General features: G+C 67.5%; 24 protein-coding genes. 14 read left to right on the top strand and 10 right to left on the bottom strand.

All coding sequences use genetic code 11. The features are described 5' to 3' along the window. Nucleotides 1-219: 219 nt before the first annotated feature. Nucleotides 220-978, bottom strand: coding sequence for a Nif3-like dinuclear metal center hexameric protein (locus ACPEES_RS16485; protein WP_435104668.1), 759 nt, complete (start codon nucleotides 976-978; stop codon nucleotides 220-222). Nucleotides 979-1165: 187 nt separating this feature from the next. Between ACPEES_RS16485 and ACPEES_RS16480 the strand changes: the two genes are divergently transcribed. Further along, the gene (locus ACPEES_RS16480) at nucleotides 1166-2326 is read left to right on the top strand and encodes a trypsin-like peptidase domain-containing protein (RefSeq protein ID WP_435104667.1); all 1161 of its coding nucleotides are present in this window, start codon (nucleotides 1166-1168) and stop codon (nucleotides 2324-2326) included. A gap of 19 nt (nucleotides 2327-2345) precedes the next feature. Here ACPEES_RS16480 and hisD read toward each other — a convergent pair whose 3' ends face one another. The 9 genes from hisD to ACPEES_RS16435 all read right to left on the bottom strand — a co-directional run bounded on the left by hisD (nucleotide 2346) and on the right by ACPEES_RS16435 (nucleotide 8984). Continuing rightward, complete coding sequence (gene hisD, locus ACPEES_RS16475) at nucleotides 2346-3650, bottom strand: histidinol dehydrogenase (RefSeq protein ID WP_435104666.1); 1305 nt, start codon at nucleotides 3648-3650, stop codon at nucleotides 2346-2348. A gap of 19 nt (nucleotides 3651-3669) precedes the next feature. Further along, the gene (gene hisG, locus ACPEES_RS16470; protein WP_435104665.1) at nucleotides 3670-4308 is read right to left on the bottom strand and encodes an ATP phosphoribosyltransferase; all 639 of its coding nucleotides are present in this window, start codon (nucleotides 4306-4308) and stop codon (nucleotides 3670-3672) included. 28 nt (nucleotides 4309-4336) lie between these two features. Further along, nucleotides 4337-5596 carry a UDP-N-acetylglucosamine 1-carboxyvinyltransferase gene (murA, locus tag ACPEES_RS16465; protein WP_435104664.1) on the bottom strand — a complete coding sequence of 420 codons (1260 nt, stop codon included), beginning with the start codon at nucleotides 5594-5596 and terminating at the stop codon, nucleotides 4337-4339. Then, the gene (locus ACPEES_RS16460) at nucleotides 5596-5835 is read right to left on the bottom strand and encodes a BolA family protein (protein WP_435104663.1); all 240 of its coding nucleotides are present in this window, start codon (nucleotides 5833-5835) and stop codon (nucleotides 5596-5598) included. The genes murA and ACPEES_RS16460 overlap by 1 nt, the downstream gene beginning before the upstream one ends. Before the next feature lie 57 nt (nucleotides 5836-5892). Then, entirely contained in the window at nucleotides 5893-6195 is a 303-nt protein-coding gene (locus tag ACPEES_RS16455; protein ID WP_435104662.1) for an STAS domain-containing protein, read from the bottom strand. Next, nucleotides 6185-6814 (bottom strand): MlaC/ttg2D family ABC transporter substrate-binding protein, encoded by a 630-nt coding sequence (locus ACPEES_RS16450; protein ID WP_435104661.1) that lies wholly within the window; start codon nucleotides 6812-6814, stop codon nucleotides 6185-6187. The genes ACPEES_RS16455 and ACPEES_RS16450 overlap by 11 nt, the downstream gene beginning before the upstream one ends. An 80-nt stretch (nucleotides 6815-6894) precedes the next feature. After that, nucleotides 6895-7359, bottom strand: coding sequence for an outer membrane lipid asymmetry maintenance protein MlaD (gene mlaD / locus ACPEES_RS16445; RefSeq protein ID WP_435104660.1), 465 nt, complete (start codon nucleotides 7357-7359; stop codon nucleotides 6895-6897). A 24-nt stretch (nucleotides 7360-7383) separates the two neighbouring features. Beyond that, nucleotides 7384-8160, bottom strand: coding sequence for a lipid asymmetry maintenance ABC transporter permease subunit MlaE (mlaE, locus tag ACPEES_RS16440; protein ID WP_435104659.1), 777 nt, complete (start codon nucleotides 8158-8160; stop codon nucleotides 7384-7386). Continuing rightward, nucleotides 8157-8984 carry an ABC transporter ATP-binding protein gene (locus ACPEES_RS16435; protein ID WP_435104658.1) on the bottom strand — a complete coding sequence of 276 codons (828 nt, stop codon included), beginning with the start codon at nucleotides 8982-8984 and terminating at the stop codon, nucleotides 8157-8159. Before ACPEES_RS16435 ends, mlaE begins: the two co-directional genes overlap by 4 nt. A gap of 228 nt (nucleotides 8985-9212) precedes the next feature. Here ACPEES_RS16435 and ACPEES_RS16430 point away from each other — a divergent pair, with 228 nt between their 5' ends. The 13 genes from ACPEES_RS16430 (at nucleotide 9213) to ACPEES_RS16370 (ending at nucleotide 18867) form a co-directional block, all read left to right on the top strand. Next, nucleotides 9213-10169, top strand: coding sequence for a calcium/sodium antiporter (locus tag ACPEES_RS16430; RefSeq protein ID WP_435104657.1), 957 nt, complete (start codon nucleotides 9213-9215; stop codon nucleotides 10167-10169). A 223-nt stretch (nucleotides 10170-10392) separates the two neighbouring features. Beyond that, on the top strand, nucleotides 10393-11367 hold the full coding sequence (locus ACPEES_RS16425) for a KpsF/GutQ family sugar-phosphate isomerase (RefSeq protein WP_435104656.1): 975 nt from the start codon (nucleotides 10393-10395) through the stop codon (nucleotides 11365-11367). After that, on the top strand, nucleotides 11367-11924 hold the full coding sequence (locus ACPEES_RS16420) for a KdsC family phosphatase (protein ID WP_435104655.1): 558 nt from the start codon (nucleotides 11367-11369) through the stop codon (nucleotides 11922-11924). The genes ACPEES_RS16425 and ACPEES_RS16420 overlap by 1 nt, the downstream gene beginning before the upstream one ends. After that, nucleotides 11917-12483 carry an LPS export ABC transporter periplasmic protein LptC gene (gene lptC, locus ACPEES_RS16415; protein WP_435104654.1) on the top strand — a complete coding sequence of 189 codons (567 nt, stop codon included), beginning with the start codon at nucleotides 11917-11919 and terminating at the stop codon, nucleotides 12481-12483. The genes ACPEES_RS16420 and lptC overlap by 8 nt, the downstream gene beginning before the upstream one ends. Next, nucleotides 12470-12988 (top strand): lipopolysaccharide transport periplasmic protein LptA, encoded by a 519-nt coding sequence (lptA, locus tag ACPEES_RS16410; protein WP_435104653.1) that lies wholly within the window; start codon nucleotides 12470-12472, stop codon nucleotides 12986-12988. The genes lptC and lptA overlap by 14 nt, the downstream gene beginning before the upstream one ends. Then, nucleotides 12985-13722, top strand: a complete 738-nt coding sequence (lptB, locus tag ACPEES_RS16405) for an LPS export ABC transporter ATP-binding protein (RefSeq protein ID WP_435104652.1) — start codon at nucleotides 12985-12987, stop codon at nucleotides 13720-13722. The genes lptA and lptB overlap by 4 nt, the downstream gene beginning before the upstream one ends. A gap of 350 nt (nucleotides 13723-14072) precedes the next feature. Continuing rightward, a complete protein-coding gene (locus tag ACPEES_RS16400; protein WP_435104651.1) occupies nucleotides 14073-15548 on the top strand; it encodes an RNA polymerase factor sigma-54 in 1476 nt (491 codons plus the stop codon). Between the two features lie 17 nt (nucleotides 15549-15565). After that, nucleotides 15566-15892: a ribosome hibernation-promoting factor, HPF/YfiA family gene (gene hpf, locus ACPEES_RS16395; protein WP_435104649.1), complete on the top strand. Its 327-nt coding sequence runs from the start codon at nucleotides 15566-15568 to the stop codon at nucleotides 15890-15892. A 169-nt stretch (nucleotides 15893-16061) separates the two neighbouring features. Then, nucleotides 16062-16532, top strand: coding sequence for a PTS IIA-like nitrogen regulatory protein PtsN (ptsN, locus tag ACPEES_RS16390; RefSeq protein ID WP_435104648.1), 471 nt, complete (start codon nucleotides 16062-16064; stop codon nucleotides 16530-16532). Further along, on the top strand, nucleotides 16529-17317 hold the full coding sequence (locus ACPEES_RS16385; protein ID WP_435104646.1) for a hypothetical protein: 789 nt from the start codon (nucleotides 16529-16531) through the stop codon (nucleotides 17315-17317). Before ptsN ends, ACPEES_RS16385 begins: the two co-directional genes overlap by 4 nt. Further along, nucleotides 17308-18165, top strand: a complete 858-nt coding sequence (rapZ, locus tag ACPEES_RS16380) for an RNase adapter RapZ (RefSeq protein WP_435104644.1) — start codon at nucleotides 17308-17310, stop codon at nucleotides 18163-18165. Before ACPEES_RS16385 ends, rapZ begins: the two co-directional genes overlap by 10 nt. Continuing rightward, the gene (locus ACPEES_RS16375; RefSeq protein WP_435104642.1) at nucleotides 18162-18590 is read left to right on the top strand and encodes a PTS sugar transporter subunit IIA; all 429 of its coding nucleotides are present in this window, start codon (nucleotides 18162-18164) and stop codon (nucleotides 18588-18590) included. The genes rapZ and ACPEES_RS16375 overlap by 4 nt, the downstream gene beginning before the upstream one ends. After that, on the top strand, nucleotides 18574-18867 hold the full coding sequence (locus tag ACPEES_RS16370) for an HPr family phosphocarrier protein (RefSeq protein WP_435104640.1): 294 nt from the start codon (nucleotides 18574-18576) through the stop codon (nucleotides 18865-18867). Before ACPEES_RS16375 ends, ACPEES_RS16370 begins: the two co-directional genes overlap by 17 nt. Nucleotides 18868-18956 lie beyond the last annotated feature (89 nt).

Raw genomic sequence — 18956 nt, 5'->3', positions numbered from 1 at the left:
AACGGCCCGGGGATAGGACCGGGGCACACGGCCGGCCGTCAGGGCCCGTTGACTGCTCCCGGGCATGCGCGCCGGGAACAGTCAACGGGCCCCGGTCATAATCGCCCCATCGAAGGCGCATAAGGATCCAATATCGACCGTGAAGCGTCAAGCGCACAGCGGCTTTTGACTTATCAAACCGAAGCTTACCGTATTCGTCGCGAGGCAGCGACAAGCACCCTACACCGGGTTGTCGTCTTCGAGATGTAAATGATCAACCGCAAACACCTCCGCGAGATGACTGCCCAGCGCCTGCACGCCGTAACGCTCGGTGGCATGGTGGCCGGCGGCCAGATAGTGAACGCCCTGCTCGCGGGCCTCGTGGGTGGTGCGCTCGGAGACCTCGCCACTGATGTAGACGTCCGCACCGAGCGCGACCGCATCGCCCAGAAAACCCTGAGCGGCACCGGTGCACCAGGCCACGCGCTGGACCACTGCCGGCCCATCCCCCACCCTCAAGGGCCGTCGTTGGAGCGCGGCGCCCACGCGGTCGACGAACGCGTCGGCGGATTCGGGCGTCTCGAGCTCTCCGAACCACAATAGACCCGGAACACCGCCGGCATCATGCGTCGCCATCACCCGCAACTCGAGCCGGCGCCCCAGACAGGCATTGTTGCCGAGCTCCCGGTGGGCATCGAGCGGCAGATGGTAGGCGACCAGAGAAATACCGCTGGTGAGCAGCCGCCGCAGCCGCTCGGCCTTCATCCCCACGACCCGCGGATCCTCGCCTTTCCAGAAGTAGCCGTGATGCACGAGGATCGCATCGACATCGGCCCGCTCGGCCTGCTCCAGCACGTCCCTGGATGCCGTGACGGCCGTGGCCACGCGCCGGACCCCACGGGTCCCCGCCACCTGTAGCCCATTGGGCGCGTAGTCGCGATAATCGCCGGCGCACAAGAGCTCATCGCAGTAACGGACGAGGTCGTTAATCTGTACCATATTGACTCCGCGTGCCCGTGTTCCCGTATAGAGGCACCGCCGTCCCGGCCGAAGACCACGGCGCCACGAGGCCGGCGGCGCGACATCGCGGCATGGTAGCGCGTCGGCCGGGCGGAACACACGCCAGGGGCAACTCCCATCGCCATGCCGCAGCATGTGTGGCGAATGCAGATCGTGAGCCGGAGAGATGACTGCGAGGCGCTTGAGCCGTTTCATCCTGCGTTACGTACTGGTGGGCGTACTCGCCGCCGGTGCGGCACTGTGGCTCGGACCGGAGCTGCTCACGCAGCAACGCCCCGTGGTGGCGGTCTCCGAAGCACCCTCGACGCCCGCGCCCGCGCCGGCGCAGACGGCAGCGGGCAGCCCCCGCTCATATGCGAACGCGGTCAAGCGCGCCGCTCCGGCGGTGGTCAACGTCTACACCACCCGCGAGCCGGAACGCCCCCGCCACCCCTTCTTCGACGACCCGGAGCTTCGCCGCTTCTTCGGCGGACCGCAGCCACGGGAACGCCGGCTGGAGCGCTCGCTGGGTTCCGGAGTGATCGTCAGCCCCGATGGCTATGTGCTCACCAACGAGCACGTCATTCGCGACGCCCAAGCCATCGAACTGCTGCTTGCCGATGGCCGTACCGCCAGCGCAACGGTGGTCGGCAGCGATCCGGAGACCGATCTCGCCGTTCTCCGCACCGACCTCGGGAACCTGCCTCACGCGACCTTCGGCGATGCCGAAGCGCTGCGCGTAGGCGACGTGGTGCTGGCGATCGGTAACCCCTTCGGGGTCGGGCAGACGGTGACCCAGGGCATCGTCAGCGCCACCGGGCGACAGCAACTCGGCCTGGCGACCTTCGAGGACTTCATCCAGACCGACGCGGCGATCAACCCCGGCAATTCCGGCGGTGCACTGGTCAACGCGCGCGGTGACCTGATCGGCATCAACACGGCGATCTACAGCCGCTCCGGTGGGTCGCTGGGGATTGGCTTCGCCATCCCGGTCACGCTGGCTCGCGGGGTCATGCGCGAGATTATCGAAAAAGGGCACGTGGTGCGCGGGTGGATTGGTGTTCACATTCAGGCGGTGACGGAGCCCCTTGCCGACACCCTCGCGTTACCACAACCCGGCGGCGTGCTCGTCGCCGGGGTGCTTCGCGGCGCACCCGCCGACCGCGCCGGCCTGCGCCCCGGGGACGTCGTTCTCGCCGTGGACGGCGCCGCCGTGGACACGCCTAACGAGCTGCTGCAACGCATCAGCCGCAAAGCCCCCGGCTCCAAGGTTCAGCTGTCGGGGATCGGCAGCACCGGATCGTTCCAGCGGCGAGTCACCGTCGGCGAGCGTCCCACCGACGGCTGAACAGCGCACGCGGAAGCACCTACGACTCCTCGCCACGCATTTCGGCGGAGCGAGCGTGGGCGGTGAGGCCCTCACCACGCGCCAGCGCGCTCGCGACACGGCCCAGCGAGGCCGCCCCCGACGCTGAGCAGTGCACAAGGCTGGTACGCTTCTGGAAGTCATACACACCCAGCGGCGATGCGAACCGCGCGGTGCGCGAAGTCGGCAGCACATGGTTCGGACCGGCGCAGTAATCCCCCAACGCCTCCGGCGTGTGCCGGCCGAGGAAGATCGCGCCAGCGTGACGGATGCTCGCGGCCATGCGCTCGGGCTCCACCACGGAGAGCTCGAGATGCTCCGGCGCGATCGCATTGGCCACCTCCGCCGCCTCGGCGAGATCACGGACATAGATGAGCGCGCCCCGCTCGCGCAGCGATGTGCGGATGATCTCCGAGCGCTCCATCTCCGGCAACAGCCGCTCCATCGCGGCCTGCACCTGGTCGAGGAAGATCGGATCGGGGCAGACCAGCACGGCACGCGCGTCCTCGTCGTGCTCGGCCTGGGAAAACAGGTCCATGGCGATCCAGTCGGGATCGGTCTGGCCATCGCAGACGACGAGAATCTCCGACGGCCCGGCCACCATGTCGATACCCACACGCCCGAATACCCGTCGCTTCGCCTCGGCAACATAGGCGTTGCCGGGGCCGACGATCTTGTCCACAGGCGGCACCGTCTCCGTACCGTAGGCCAGGGCGGCGACCGCATGAGCGCCCCCCAGGCGGAAGACGCGATGCACACCGGCGATACGGGCGGCGGCGAGCACCAGCGGGCTGACCTCCCCGTCCGGCGCGGGCACCACCATGATGATCTCGTCGACGCCGGCGACCCGGGCCGGAATCACGTTCATCAAAACGGAAGACGGGTAGGCGGCCTTGCCGCCGGGGACGTACACACCCACCCGCGCCAGGGGCGTGATCTGCTGGCCGAGCACGTTGCCGTACTCGTCGGTGTACCGCCAGGATTGGCCGAGCTGGTGCTCGTGATAGCCCCGAACCCGTTCCGCCGCCGCTTCCAGCGCTTTGCGCTCGGCGTCGTCGAGCCCGGCGAGCGCGGCGTCCAGCGCCTCGGCAGGGACTTCCAGGTCAGCGACGCTGTCCGCATCCAGCCGATCGAAGCGCGCGCTGTACTCGAGCAGCGCCGCATCGCCCTCACCGCGCACGCGCGCGATGATCTCCGCGACGGCCTCCTCGACCCGCGAGGTGGCACCGTCGTCCCAGTCGGTGAGTCGCTCGAGGCTCGCCCAGAAATCGGGCTGGGTCGTGCTGAGCCGGGTGATTTCCAACATGGCCGTGTCTCCTTCCGCCTCAGGCCGCAGTCGCGCGAACCGCCTCGCGAAGCTTGCCGATGAAGGGATTGATGCTGCGGTGCTTGACCTTCATCGACGCCTTGTTCACCACCAGCCGCGAGCTGATATCGGCGATCGACTCCAGCGGCTCCAGACCATTGGCACGTAACGTGTTGCCGGTATCCACCAGGTCCACGATCAGATCGGCGAGCCCCACCAGCGGCGCGAGCTCCATGGAGCCGTAGAGCTTGATGAGATCCGCCTGCCTCCCCTGACCGGCGAAATGCCGGCGGGCGATGTTGACGAACTTGGTGGCGACACGCGGGCGGCGCAACGTCTCCGAACCCGGCTCGCCGGCCACCATCAGCCGGCAGCGGGCGATACCGAGATCGAGCGGCTCGTACAGACCCTGCCCGCCATACTCGAGGAGCACGTCCTTGCCCGCCACGCCCATGTCCGCTCCGCCGTGCTCGACGTAGGTGGGGACGTCGGTGGCCCGCACGATGACCAGGCGCACGCTGGCATCATTGGTGGGCAGAACCAGCTTGCGACTCGCCTCGGGATCCTCTCCCGGCTCAATGCCGGCAGCGGCGAGCAGCGGCAGCGTTTCGTCGAGAATACGCCCCTTCGACAGGGCGATGGTGAGCTTGTCTTGCATAGCCGTTGCGGTCGTCGGGCCGCGGCCGTCAGGCGGGCACGCGGCGAATGTTGGCACCCAGCTGGGCGAGCTTCTCTTCGATGCACTCGTAGCCGCGATCGATGTGGTAGATCCGATCCACGCAGGTTTCGCCGTGGGCCACCAGGCCGGCGAGCACCAGGCTCGCCGAGGCGCGCAGGTCGGTGGCCATCACCGGGGCGCCCGTGAGGTGCGGCACGCCGGTGCTGATGGCCGTATGCCCCTCGAGGCGCACATCCGCGCCCATGCGCTGCATCTCCAGCACGTGCATGAACCGGTTCTCGAACACGGTCTCGGTGACCATCCCCACCCCCTCTGCCACCGCGTTGAGAGCACAGAACTGTGCCTGCATGTCGGTGGGAAAGGCAGGGTACGGGGCGGTTCTCACATTGACCGCGCGTGGCCGGCCACCGGGCATCGACAGGTCGATGATCCGGCCCTCGGTATGCACATCGGCGCCAGCCTCGGCGAGCTTGACCAGCACTGCCTCGAGCAGCTCCGGCGCGGTGTCCTTCACACGCACGCGCCCACCGGTCATCGCCGCAGCCACCAGGTAAGTGCCGGTCTCGATGCGGTCGGGGAGAACGTCGTAATGCGTCCCCTCCAGGCGCTCCACGCCCTCTATCACGATAGTGTCCGTGCCCGCGCCCTCGACCTTCGCCCCCATGGCGTTGAGGCAGTTCGCGAGATCGACTACCTCGGGCTCACGCGCCGCGTTCTCGATGACGGTCACACCCTCCGCGAGGGTCGCCGCCATCATGAGATTCTCCGTTCCGGTAACGGTGACCAGGTCCATCACCAGGCGGGCACCGCGCAGGCGCTTGCAGCGCGCGCGGATGTAGCCATTCTCCACGGCGATGTCCGCGCCCATGTGACGCAGCCCTTCCACGTGAAGGTTGACCGGGCGCGAGCCGATGGCACACCCCCCGGGCAGGGACACGTCCGCCTCGCCGTATCGGGCGAGCAACGGCCCGAGCACCAGGATCGAGGCACGCATCGTCTTCACCAGCTCGTACGGCGCGTAGCACTCGCGAATCTCGGTGGGATCCACCTCGATGTGCATGCGCTCGTCCACGGTCAGGCGCACGCCCATACGCCCGAGCAGCTCCATGGTGGTGGTGATGTCATGCAGATGGGGGATGTTGCCCACCGTCGTCGGGCCATCGGCGAGCATGGTGGCGGCCAGGATCGGCAAGGCCGCGTTCTTGGCCCCGGAGATGCGGATCTCGCCGTCCAGGGGCTCACCGCCGCGAATGAGAAGCCGCTCCATCAGCTATTCGCCCACTGCTCGGGCGTGAGCGTGCGCATGGAAATGGCGTGCAGCACGTCGCCGTCGATGTGTTCCTGCAGCAGGTCGTAGACCATGCGGTGGCGCTTGATCAGCGGCTTGCCCTCGAAGTCCGGGGTCACGATGAGCGCCTGGAAATGGCGGCCGTCGCCATTGACCTCGACGCGCGCGTCGGTCAGCCCGGTCTCGATGAGCTCGCGAATGCGTTCCGGTTGCATCATGGTGTGGCGCTTCCTCGAATTCTGTGTGTGACACCGCAGCGCGGCAGGTGCGGTCGATCAGCGGTCGTCCAGTGGCAATATGGTATCAACTCCGCTGACGCGCGCGATGGCGAGGAGCTGGGCGGGCATTCCCCGAAAGACCAGCGCGCGACCGTGGGCGCGGGCCTCGCGCACCCACTCCAGCAGGAGTGCGACACCGGCGCTGTCGACGCGGCCGACGCCGGAGAGATCCACGGTGACCTCGCCGTCACCCGGAACGGCCAGCGGCAGCGACGGCACATTGGCGAAGTCGAGGGCGCCGGTAACGAAACAGTCACCGTTGGCAGCGTCGAGACGGACCTCGGCGGCCTCAGTCGTCACTGCCGGGCACCCCGCGTTCGGCGTTACGCTTGGCGAGACGCTCGATCAGCGCATCCAGGCCGTTACGGGAGACGTCCGTGCCGAAACTGCTGCGATAGTTCTGGACCAGGCTGACGCCATCGATGACCACATCGAAGACCTTCCAGGCGCCGGATTCGTTACGGTAGAGCTTGTAATCCACGGGAATATTGGGCCCTTTGTCCTGAACCACCTCCGTGGGCACGCTCACTCGCTTGCCCTGGCCCTCGGTACGCGCCGCGGGGAACTCCACCTCCTGGCCGCTGTATTCGGACAGCGACGTTCCGTACGTGCGCACCAGCAGCCGGCGGAACTCCTCGACGAAACGCTGTTGCTGGTCGGCGCTCGCGTCCTGCCAGTGCCGCCCCAGCACGAACCGGCTCATCAGCTCGAAATCGAAACGCGGCAGCACCAGGTCGGCGACGTAGCGGTAGACCGCACGCGGGTCGCCCTGAATTTCTTCACGGTGCGTCTCCAGCGCTGCGAGTACTTCCCGGGTGGTCTCGCGCACCACTGCCTGGGGATCGCTGTCGGCGTCCTGGGCCCCCGCGGACATCGCCAGGCCGCAGCCGAGCAGCAGTGTCAGAATCCAGCGTCGCATAGTCGTAATCCTCCAAACCGAACGTCTATCCCTGAACCCCCAGGCGAACCCTGCCGTGCAATGCGGTGGAGCGATGCCCGTCACTCGCCGGCCGCCTTGTCGAAGAGGAACTGGCCGATGATCTTCTCGAGCACCAGCGCCGACTGGGTGAGCATGAGCTCGTCACCATCCTTGAGCGGTGCGGGCATGCCACCGGGCTCGAGCCCTATGTACTGTTCTCCGAGCAGCCCCGAGGTCAGCACGCTGGCACTGGTATCGGCCGGCAGATTGTCATAGCGCGCCTCGATCGTCATCTCCACGCGCGCCTCGAACGTGTCGGGGTTGAGCTTGATCCCGGTGACCCGCCCGACCTGCACGCCGCCGAGCTTGACCGGCGCGCGCTCGCGCAGCCCGCCGATGTTCTGGAAATCGCCCACGACGGTGTAACCCTCGGTGGACTGGAATACGGCGATGTTACTCACCCGTAGCGCGAGCACCGCCACGGCCACCAGGCCAACGACGACGAACGCTCCCACGGCGATTTCGATGGCGCGTGTTCTATCCATGTCCCTGCCCCGAGTCGCGCGCCCTCACTCGAACATGAGGGCGGTGAGGATGAAATCGAGCCCCAGCACTGCCAGGGAGGTATTGACCACCGTGCGAGTGGTGGCGCGGCTGACGCCCTCGGACGTGGGCGCGCAGTCGTAACCCTCGAACACCGCTATCCAGCTCGCCACCACACCGAATACGACGCTCTTGATCAGGCCGCTGGCGATGTCCTCGCGAAACGATACCTGCGCCTGCATCTGCGACCAGTACGCCCCGGCGTCCACGCCCAGCAGCTCGGTGCCGACGACGAAAGCGGCGAGGATGCCGAGCAGGGTGAATATGGCGGCGAGCAACGGCATCGCGACGATGCCCGCTGCCAGGCGCGGGGCGACCACTCGCCGCTCCGGGTCCACCGCCATCATTTCCATGCTCGATAGCTGCTCGGTCGCTTTCATCAGCCCTATCTCGGCGGTGAGCGCCGAGCCGGCCCGGCCAGCGAACAGCAGCGCGGTAACCACCGGCCCGAGCTCACGGGTGAGCGACAGCGCCACGAGCGTCCCCAGGGAGTCCTCGGCACCGAAGTCCACCAGCGTGTTGTACCCCTGAAGCCCCAGCACCATGCCGACGAATACGCCCGAGACCACGATGATGATGAGCGATAGCACGCCCACGGAGTAAGTCTCGTAGACCAGCAGGCGAAAGCGCATCGCCAGGCCGGGCAGCCCGGCGAGCACGCGCACCAGGAACAGGCTGCCCCGCCCCAGGCGGGCGAGCCGGCCCAGCGTCCAGGCGCCGATACTCTCAAGCAAGCCCGTCACCGCTGCCCCCCGCCGAGGGCGTCGCTCTCCAGCGACGGCCCCGGATAGTGAAACGGCACGGGGCCGTCCGGACGGCCGTCCATGAACTGCCGCACCCACTGGGAGGACGACTCGCGCAGCTCGGCCGGCGTCCCCGAGGCCACCACCTCGCCGTCGGCGAGCACGTGGATGCGATCGGCTATGGCGGCGGTCTCGTCGACGTCGTGGGAGACCACCACGCTCGTCAGCCCCAGCGCGTCATTGAGCTCGCGGATGAGCTTCACCAGGACCCCCATGGATATCGGATCCTGGCCGGAGAACGGCTCATCGTAGAGCACCAGCGTCGGATCCAGGGCGATGGCGCGAGCGAGCGCCACGCGCCGGGCCATGCCGCCGGAGAGCTCGGCGGGATAGAGATGTCGCGCCCCACGCAGCCCCACGGCCTCCAGCTTCAGAAACACGAGCTGGCGGATCAGCCGTTCGGACAGACGCGTGTGCTCGCGCAGCGGAAACGCGACGTTATCGAAGCAGGTGAGATCGGTGAACAACGCGCCGCTCTGGAAAAGCATGCCGATTCGCCGGCGCAGCCGGTAGAGCGCACCGCGACTCAGGTGCGGCACCTGCTCGCCGGCAACACGCACGCTGCCGCGCGAGGGACGCAGCTGGCCGCCGATCAGACGCAGCAACGTGGTCTTGCCCGTGCCGCTGGGCCCCATGATGGCGGTGACCTCGCCACGCCGCACGGGGATGTCCACGCCGCGGAAAATCGGCCGCCCGTCGCGTTCGAAGTACAGGCCGCGAATGTCGATCAGGTGCTCGGCCGACGACTGTTCACTGTCATTCATGGGGAAGCATCCGGACGGTGCGACTCGCGCCATTGCGCCGCACTGAAGCGGTAAGCGAGGCGCAGTATCCGCCACTGCTGACCGCTCAGTCAACTGCACGATCCGCCAGTTGCGCAGGTATCGGCTCGATTGCACGCCGGTGGCGTACGGCAACCGCCGGCTGTGGTCGGAAGATGGTATGCGCCCGTATCATGTGCGCCCTCGAATAACACGACGGGCACGGCCTTCATGCTGATTCATCTCGCCACCATCGTGGTCGGTTTCATCGTGTTGACCTGGAGCGCGGACCGGTTCGTTGTCGGCGCGGCAGGAACAGCGCGCCATCTGGGCATTCCAACGCTGATCATCGGCCTGACCATCGTCGGTATCGGCACGTCCGCGCCGGAGCTGCTGGTCTCGGCCATCGCCGCCTGGGAAGGCAGCGCCGGTCTCGCCGTCGGCAACGGCGTGGGCTCGAACATCGCCAACACCGGGCTGATCCTCGGCTGCACGGCGCTCATCATTCCGCTACAGGTGCGCTCGCGGCTGCTCAAGCGTGAAATACCGCTGCTGTTCGCGATCATGGCCGTTACGTACCTGCTGATTGTCGATGGCGAGCTGGCCCGCTGGGAAGGGATCGCGCTCGTGCTCGGCATGGCCTCGCTGCTCGCGTGGATGGGCCTGCAGGGCCGCGACGCGAGCGACGCCCTGGGCATGGAGTTCGAGGACAAAATCCCGGCCGAAGCGCCGCTCGGCCGCAGCCTGGTGTGGCTCGCCGTCGGCCTGCTCCTGTTGCTCGCCTCCTCGCGGGCGCTGGTCTGGGCGGCAGTGAACATCGCGCAGAGCCTGGGCGTGAGCGATCTCGTCATCGGCCTGACCGTCGTCGCCCTCGGCACCAGCCTGCCGGAGTTCGCCGCGAGCCTGGCGAGCGCCCGCAAGGGCGAACACGACATTGCCATCGGCAACGTGATCGGCTCGAATATGTTCAACCTGCTCGGGGTCATCGGCGTAGCCGGCGCCATCGCCCCGCTGCAGACCGAGCCGGCGGTGGTATACCGCGACTTTCCCGCCATGGCCGCGATCACCCTGGCATTCGCGGTGATGGCATTGAGTCGCCGTGGCCACGGCCTTATCAACCGTGTCGAGGGCGCCGTGTTGCTGCTCGGCTACATCGCCTTTCAGGCGCTACTCTATGTGACGTCATGATCGACATGCCCAATCGCGAAGCCAGCACCAGTGTGCTGATCAACGAGCACGTATCCACTCTGCGTGCCATGGCGCCGGGCTCGCAAGGCGGCGGCGCGACGGCGTGGTGGGACCACGTCGAGCGATGCCAGCGCCGCGTTGCCGCCCCTCGACGCACTGGATACGCCTGCGGCGCGGCGCCTCGCTCTGGCGCCGCTGTGATCCTCAGAGTGAGTGCGCACCCGTGAATCAGGACACCAACCTCTGCCGCCTGGGGCGCGCCGTTATCGATGTGGAGTCCGCCGCCGTGGACGCACTGCGCGACCGCATAGACGGCGACTTCGCCCGCGCCTGCCGATACATGCTCGCCTGCGAGGGGCGGGTCATCGTGCTGGGCATGGGTAAATCCGGACACATCGGCGGCAAGATTGCGGCGACACTGGCGAGCACCGGCACACCGGCGTTCTTCGTGCATCCCGGCGAGGCGAGCCACGGCGACCTGGGAATGATCACCCCGCGGGACGTGGTCCTCGCGTTGTCCAACTCGGGCGAGACCGACGAGATCAACACGATCCTGCCGCTGATCAAGCGCCTGGCCGTGCCGCTGATCGCGCTTACCGGCAACGCCGACTCCACGCTGGCCCGCCAGGCGAGCGTTCACATCGACGTGGGAGTGGCCGAGGAGGCCTGCCCCCTGGGGCTCGCGCCCACCGCGAGCACCACCGCGGCGCTGGTCATGGGCGATGCCCTCGCCGTCGCCATGCTCGATGCCCGCGGCTTCACCAAGGAGGACTTCGCCCGTTCCCACCCCGGCGGCAGGCTTGGCCGTCGGTTGCTGCTCCGCATCGAGGACCTGATGCACACCGGCGAGCGCATCCCGCGGGTGGGCATGCAGACCCCGCTCGCCGAGGCGCTGGTGGAGATGACCAACAAGGGACTGGGCATGACCGCGGTCGTCGACGACGCCGACCGCGTGCTCGGTGTGTTCACTGACGGCGACCTCCGCCGCGCCCTGGATCGCGAGGTCGACGTGCACCATACGAGCATGCACGCCGTCATGACCGAGGGCGGACGGACCATCGGCCGGGACAAGCTCGCCGCCGAGGCCCTCGCGCTCATGGAGGCCCACGGCATTTCCGCTCTGCTGGTGGTCGAATCGGATCGCCACCTGGTCGGCGCGCTCAACATGCACGACCTGTTGCGCGCGGGGGTGGTGTGATGGACGCGTTCGCCGACGCTTACTGCGAACGCCCCGACGCCGCGATTCGCGAGCGCGCCGGGCACATCCGCCTTCTCGCCCTGGACGTGGACGGCGTGCTCACCGACGGTGGCGTCTACATGGGCGATACCGGCGAGAGCTTCAAGCGATTCCACATCCACGACGGCAAGGGCCTGGCGATGCTACGCGCCGAGGATGTCGCCGTGGCAATCATCACCGCGCGCCGCTCGGAGGCCGTGACCCGACGCGCGCAGGAGCTCGGCATTCACTACGTCTACCAGGGCGTCGGCGACAAGGCGGAGCGTTTGCGATGTCTCACCGAGGAGCTCGCCCTCGAGTTGGAGAGCGTCGCCTACGTCGGCGACGACGTGGTGGATCTCGGGGCCTTCTCGCGCGCCGGCCTGGCCGTCGCTGTGGCGAACGCTCACCCACGGGTGCGCCGCCGGGCGCACTGGGTGACCGCGCGCAGCGGCGGGCACGGTGCCGTACGCGAGGTCAGCGAGCTGATACTCGCTTCCCAGGGCCGCCTGGCGGCACAGCTCCAACGCCATGCGTGAAAGCAACCGCGCAGCCTTCCCGCTGGTCGCCCTGGCGCTGATGGTCGCCCTGGTATGGCTGTCCTTCGGCGGTGAGCGCGAGCGCGCCGACAGCGGGCCGCCCGTGCGGGAACCGCAAGCGCGCTACTATGCAACCGACGTCACCCTCAGCGCGACCGATGACACCGGCCGCCCCTACTACGAGCTGACGGCGCCGCGCGCCGCCTATTTCCCGAACGAGGCCCGGTGGCGCATCGAGGCGCCGCGCTGGCACAGCCTGGGCGCCCGCGCCGACTGGCAGGGCGACGCGGAGAACGCCGTCGTCGCCGACCTGGCCGACGGCACGCAAAGCGTGGTGCTGCGTGGCGATGTACGCCTGCAACGTACCAGCCCCCATCCCCTCACCCTGGAAACCCCCAGACTCACGCTCGAACCGGCACGGCACTACGCCGAGACCGATGCTGCCGTGACCCTGCGCGGCCCCCACAGTGAGCTGCGGGGCCAGGGTGCTCGGGCGTGGCTCGATGACGAACGCGTGGAACTCCTCGCCAATGTGAGAGGCCGCTATGCGAGCGATTAGAACCTGCGTCGTGGCGCTGGCACTGGGTATGGTCAGTGCGCCGGCACTTCATGCCGCCGAGACAGGCGCAACGGAACCGCTTCAGTTGAGCGCCGATCACGGCGAGCTCGACAATGCCGAGGGCGTGAGCACGTATACCGGCAACGTCGTGGTCACACGCGGAAGCATGCGCATCACCGGCGACGAGCTGCGGGTCTATCGCGGCGACGACGGTGGCGTCGCCCGGATCGAAGTCGAGGGCGACCCCGCCACCTATCGCGACGAGGCCAGTGCCAGCGGCGCCGTGGACGCGCAGGCCCCGCGCATGACCTACCACGCGAGCGCGCCGGAGCGTCTGCACCTGGAAGGTGGCGCACAGCTGCAACGCGGCCGCGACGAGTTCCGTGGCGAGACCCTGCTCTATCACATCGCGGGCGACCGCATCGAAGCCGACCGGGGTGACGACGGCCAGCGGGTGGAAATCAAGCTCTATCCGGAGAACGGCGATGGAGGCGGCGGACAGTGAGCGCCGACGGCGGCCGTCTCGAGGCCGAAGGGCTGACCAAGGTCTACCGCGGACGCCATGTGGTCCAGGAGGCCAGCCTCAGCGTCGACCCGGGTGAAATCGTGGGCCTGCTCGGCCCAAACGGCGCGGGCAAGACCACCAGCTTCTACATGATCGTGGGCCTGGTGCCGCCGGACGCCGGCAGCATCCGGCTGGACGGGCGGGAGATCGGCAGCCTGCCCATGCATCGGCGCGCCCGCCTTGGCCTGGGCTATCTGCCCCAGGAGCCGTCGGTCTTCCGCAAGCTCTCCGTGGCGGACAATCTGCTCGCGATTCTGGAGCTGCGCCCGGAGCTCGACCGTGCAGCGCGGCATCGGGAGATGGAAGCACTGCTGGAGGAGTTCCACGTCGAGCATCTGCGCGATCAGTCGGGCATCAGCCTGTCGGGCGGCGAGCGCCGACGGGTGGAGATCGCCCGGGCGCTCGCCGCGGCACCGCGGGTGATCCTGCTCGACGAGCCGTTCGCCGGCGTGGATCCTATCTCGGTCGGCGACATCCGCGAGGTCATCCGCCATCTCGCCGCACGCGGCATCGGCGTGCTGATCACCGACCACAACGTGCGCGAAACCCTCAGCGTGGTGGATCGCGCCTACATCCTCCACGCGGGAACGGTGATCGCCGAGGGTGATGCCGGGCAGGTGCTCGCCGACTCGCGGGTGAAACGAGTCTATCTGGGTGAAGACTTCCGGCTCTGAACTGCGGTAGCTCCGAAACGGATGCACCCGGCGCGGCTATTGCATTACGATGGCGTTGTACGAGCGCCGCACGCCAGGACCTGTCGATGTGTCCCGAGCGCGGCGCGCCGGGGCGGACATTCGTTCAGCGCTTGGATGGGCCGCAGTGTGAATGCGGATACAACAAGCTTACGCAGCCCCGAATCGCTCGTATCGGGGATCAGGGGCGCGGGGAGTGAAGTTTGGTTGGTCCCAAATGAACAACGGGCAACGCGGCCTGGGCGGATGTCCGACCCAACCCGAAGGGCCGGCGCGGCGTGTCCGCGACACGTCGACGGGCCCTCGCCCGTGGGGAATCCGACGGAACTGACATGAAACAATCTCTCCAGCTCCGGCTCGGCCAGCAACTGACCATGACACCGCAGCTCCAGCAGGCGATTCGCCTGCTCCAGCTGCCCACTCTGGAGTTGCGTGCCGAGATCCAGCAGGCGCTCGATTCCAACCTCATGCTCGAGACCGCCGACGAGCATGACACGTCCACGACGGAAGAGGCGCTGAACGACAGCTACACCGACGAGGATGCCGCTCACGAATCCTCCGAACCCGCCGAGACCACCGGCGATGACGGCAGTGAGCGCCTCAACGACGAGCTCCCCGTGGACAGCGGCTGGGACGACATCTATGACGGCACCACCACCTGGAGCCGCGGCGACCCCGAGCGCGAGGACAACGATCCGATTGCCCGACAGGCGGACGGCGCCGAGACCCTGCGCAACTATCTCACCTGGCAGGCGCAACTGGCCGGCCTGAGCAGCCGCGATCTGGCCATCGCCGAGACCGTTATCGACGCCGTGCGCGACGACGGGTACCTGGACAGCACCGTGGACGACCTGCTCGCCGCCATGCCGGCGGACTGGGAAGTCGCCCCCGAGGAGCTGACGACAGTGCTTACCCGCGTACAGCATTTCGACCCGGTGGGTGTTGCCGCCCGGGACCCGGGGGAATGTCTGCTGCTGCAACTCGCGCAGCTACCGGCGGACACACCGTGGCTCGAAGAGGCACGCACCCTCATCGACCGCTATCTCGACCTGCTCGTCGGCCGGCAGTATGCGCAACTCAAGCGCCGCATGCGTATCAACGGCGAGGCGTTGCAGGCGATCATCAACCTCATTCAGACGCTCGACCCGCATCCGGGCCTGCGTTACGGTCCCCAGAACACGGAGTACGTGATCCCGGACGTGTTCGTGCGCCGACTCGACGGACGCTGGCACGTGGAGATCAACCCGGACGCCTTTCCACGCATTCGCGTCAATCCCGAGTACGCCGCGCTCGTGCGCCGTGCCGACCGCAGCCGCGAGAACAGCATGATGCGCGAGCACCTCCAGGAAGCGCGCTGGCTGATCAAGAGTCTGCATTCGCGCAACGACACGCTCCTGCGGGTCGCCCGATTCATCGTCGACCATCAGCACGGTTTTCTGGAACGCGGCGACGAGGCGATGCAGCCCCTTGTCCTGCGCGAGGTCGCGGAGGCCGTGGAGATGCACGAGTCGACCATCTCGCGCATCACCAACCAGAAATACATGCACACGCCGCGCGGGACGTTCGAATTCAAGTATTTCTTCTCTTCCCATGTGCAGACCGCCGACGGCGGTGAATGCTCGGCGACTGCCATCCGCGCGCGCATCCGACGCCTCATCGCCGCGGAGGACGCCACACGGCCTCTCAGTGACAGCCGCATCGCCAGCATCCTCCGCGAAGAAGGCATCAACGTCGCCCGCCGAACGGTGGCGAAATACCGCGAGGCCATGTCCATCGCCTCGTCCACGGAGCGAAAGAGGCTCGCCTGAGAGCCTAAGGAGGTAGCATGCAGATCGACATCACCGGACATCATGTCGAGGTCACCAATTCGCTGCGCGACTACGTCAATGACAAGTTCGACAAACTCGAGCGCCACTTCGACAACGTCGTTGACGCGCACGTGATCCTGACCGTGGAGAAGCTGACCCAGAAGGCTGAGGCGACGATCGTGGTCAGCGGCGCGCGGCTGTTCGCCGACGCGACCGACGAAGACATGTACGCGGCGATCGACGCGCTGACGGATAAGCTCGACCGCCAGGTGGTCAAACACAAGGAAAAGCGCAGCGATCATCGTCGTACCGAAGGTCCGGTGAGTCAGGCGCTCGAGGAATGAGCTGACGCGGCGCGGACAGGAAGCCCGCGCCGGCGAATAACCGACGACACGCGGGCAAGCGCCCCGGCGCACGGATGCTCCCGCTGCCCCAGCGTGTCGCCTATGCTTTGGTTACCTGGTCTTTTACGAATACGAAGACTGGTAACGGCAATCCGGGGCCCGGGGCATCATGAACATCGCAGCAATGCTAACGCCCGAACGCGTGCGCTATCAGGCGCATGCCACCAGCAAGAAGCGCAGCCTGGAGCTGCTCGCCGAACTGCTTGGAGACACCGATGGCGAGCGGGGCACGCGCAGCGTCTTCGAGAGCCTCATCGGCCGCGAACGCCTCGGCAGTACCGGCCTCGGCCGCGGGGTCGCCCTGCCCCACGCCCGACTCGCGGGCCTGGAATCGCCGGTCGCTGCGCTGGTGAATCTCCACGAGGGCGTGAACTTCGACGCCATCGACCGTCAGCCGGTGGACCTTCTGTTCGCGTTGCTGGTCCCTGAGCACTCCACTGACGAGCACCTGCGCATCCTGGCCGCGCTCGCGGAGATGTTCAGCGACCCGGACTTCTGCCAGCACCTCCGCACCGCCGGCTCCGACCAGGCGCTCTACGAACAGGTCTGTCAACGTCTCGCCGACGGCGCAACGGTATGAGTGTGTCCGTGCGCCTCGACGCGCTCGCCGCGGCGCTCGGGGCGCGTGACTTCGGCGGCGCCGAGACGATCGAACTGCCCGTCGACGCCCCGCGTTGGTTCGGCGCCGCTGCGCCCCTGCGCCGATACGCGGCCGCCTCTGAGCAGACACCCGACATGCCGTGCGCCTGGATCACACAAGGGCCGCCGGAGCCACCCATCACCGCCCCCTGGCTGGCGGTGACCCTCGACGAAGCCGCCCTCACCTGGCGATTGCAACGGGCCCTGGACCGGCTTGCCGACGGAACCGGCATGCCCGGCACGCTGGTTCGCATCGGCAATCACGGTGTCGTGCTCACTGGCTCAGCCGGCAGCGGCAAGAGTCACGCCGCCCTGGAGCTGCTGCACCGCGGTCACGCGCTGGTCAGCGACGATCTCATCCGTCTGGAAACGGCCGGGAACCGCCTGACGGGGCGTGCACCCGAACAGGGACGAGGCCGGCTCGCCGTGCGACAACTCGGGATCATCGACGTCACGGCCCATTTCGGCGATGGCGCGGTGTCGCGAAGCGCGGAGCCGGCGTTAATCGTCGAGCTCGACGCGAACGCCGATGCCGACGGCCTCGACGGGGGCTGGGAAGAAAGCGGCCTGCTCGGACGCCCCCTGCCCCGGTTGCGCTTGTCACCAGGACCGATGATTGCCACGGTCATTGAAGTGGCACTCCAGGAGAGCATACTGCGCCGCGGTGGCCGGGGAGGTGCCCCGGCATGGATCCGCGAGCAGCAGGAGGCTATTCGATGCGACTGATCATTATCAGTGGTTTGTCGGGGTCGGGTAAGAGCGTGGCGCTCAATACCCTCGAAGACACCGGGTTCGACTGTATCGACAACCTGCCGGTGGATCTGCTCGGTGCCTTTGGCAGGCATATCACGGAGCTGGGCGAGGACGCCGCCAACCAGCGCTATGCCGTGGGCATTGATGCGCGCAACCAGCCGGAGGCGCTGGCGCGCTTTCCCAGTATCCTCGACGGGCTGCGCGAGCTGGGCATCCACTGTGAGATCGTATTTCTCGATGCCGACGACCAGACACTGCTGACGCGTTTCAGCGAGACCCGGCGACGGCACCCGCTGAGTGACCGTGACACCTCCCTCTCGGAGGCCATCCAGCGCGAGCGCCTGCTGCTCGAGCCACTGCACGAACGTGCCGATCTCACCGTCGATACCACCCGAACCACCGTCCATCAGCTACGTGACCTGGTTCGCGAACGCATGGTGCGTGCGCCGTTCGAGCTGTCGCTGTCATTCGAGTCGTTCGGCTACAAGCACGGCCTGCCGCCGGACGCGGATTTCGTGTTCGACGCGCGCTGTCTGCCCAACCCCCACTGGGAGCCCGAGCTGCGCCAGCTCACCGGGCGCGACGAACCCGTTCAGGCATACCTCGATCAGCAGCCCGCCATAGCGGAATACTTCGAGCAGGTGCGCACGTTCCTCGCTAACTGGATTCCCAGCTTCCAGCGCGAAAACCGCAGCTACCTCACCGTCGCGATCGGTTGCACCGGCGGTCAGCACCGCTCGGTCTATCTCGCCGAGCGCCTTGGCGAGCATTTCCGCGCCGAGCGTGGCCCGATCAGCATCCGCCACCGGGAGCTGGTATGAGTGTCGGCGTACTGCTCATCACCCACAACCGCATCGGCGAAGAGCTCCTATCCACGACACGCACTATCCTGGGCGGTTGCCCGCTGCCCACGGCGCACCTGGACGTACCCCAGGACAGTGACACCCCGGACATGACCGACCGGGCCCACAAACTGCTCAGTACGCTGGACGAGGGTGATGGCGTGCTCATCCTCACCGACGCCTTCGGTGCCACGCCGAGCAACGTCGCCGTACGCCTTGGCAGTCGCGCCGGCACGGCGGTGGTCTCGGGCGTGAACCTGCCGATGCTGCTGCGCGTGATGAACTATCCGAACCTGCCCCTGGAAGCGCTGCGCGACAAGGCCTACAGCGGCGGACGGGACGGCGTGCTGCTGGTCGAACCCACCCCCAACGAGCAATCACAACGACATGAGCGACGCCAGTAACGTGCAGACCGCGCGCCGCGAAGTGGAGATCGTAAACCGCCTGGGCCTGCACGCGCGCGCCGCGGCGCGGTTCGTGAGCACCGCAGCGGAGTATCAGTGCGAAGTGCGGGTGATCCGCGACAGCCAGACCGTCAACGGCAAGAGCATCATGGGTGTGATGATGCTCGCCGCGGGGAAAGGCTCCTCGATCATCATTGAGACCGAGGGCGAGGACGCGGATGCGGCACTGGAGGCCCTCGAAACGCTGATCGCCGAGCGATTCGGCGAGCCGGAATAAGAAGCCGGCAAGCGGCAAGCGGCAAGCGGCAAGCGGCAAGCGGCAAGCGGCAAGCGGCAAGCGGCAAGCGGCAAGCGGCAAGCGGCAAG

It is taken from the genome of Arhodomonas sp. AD133, from assembly GCF_051195215.1.
GTDB lineage: Bacteria > Pseudomonadota > Gammaproteobacteria > Nitrococcales > Nitrococcaceae > Arhodomonas.
The sequence above is the reverse complement of the archived record's forward strand: the minus strand, read 5'-3'. Positions and strand labels throughout refer to the sequence as shown.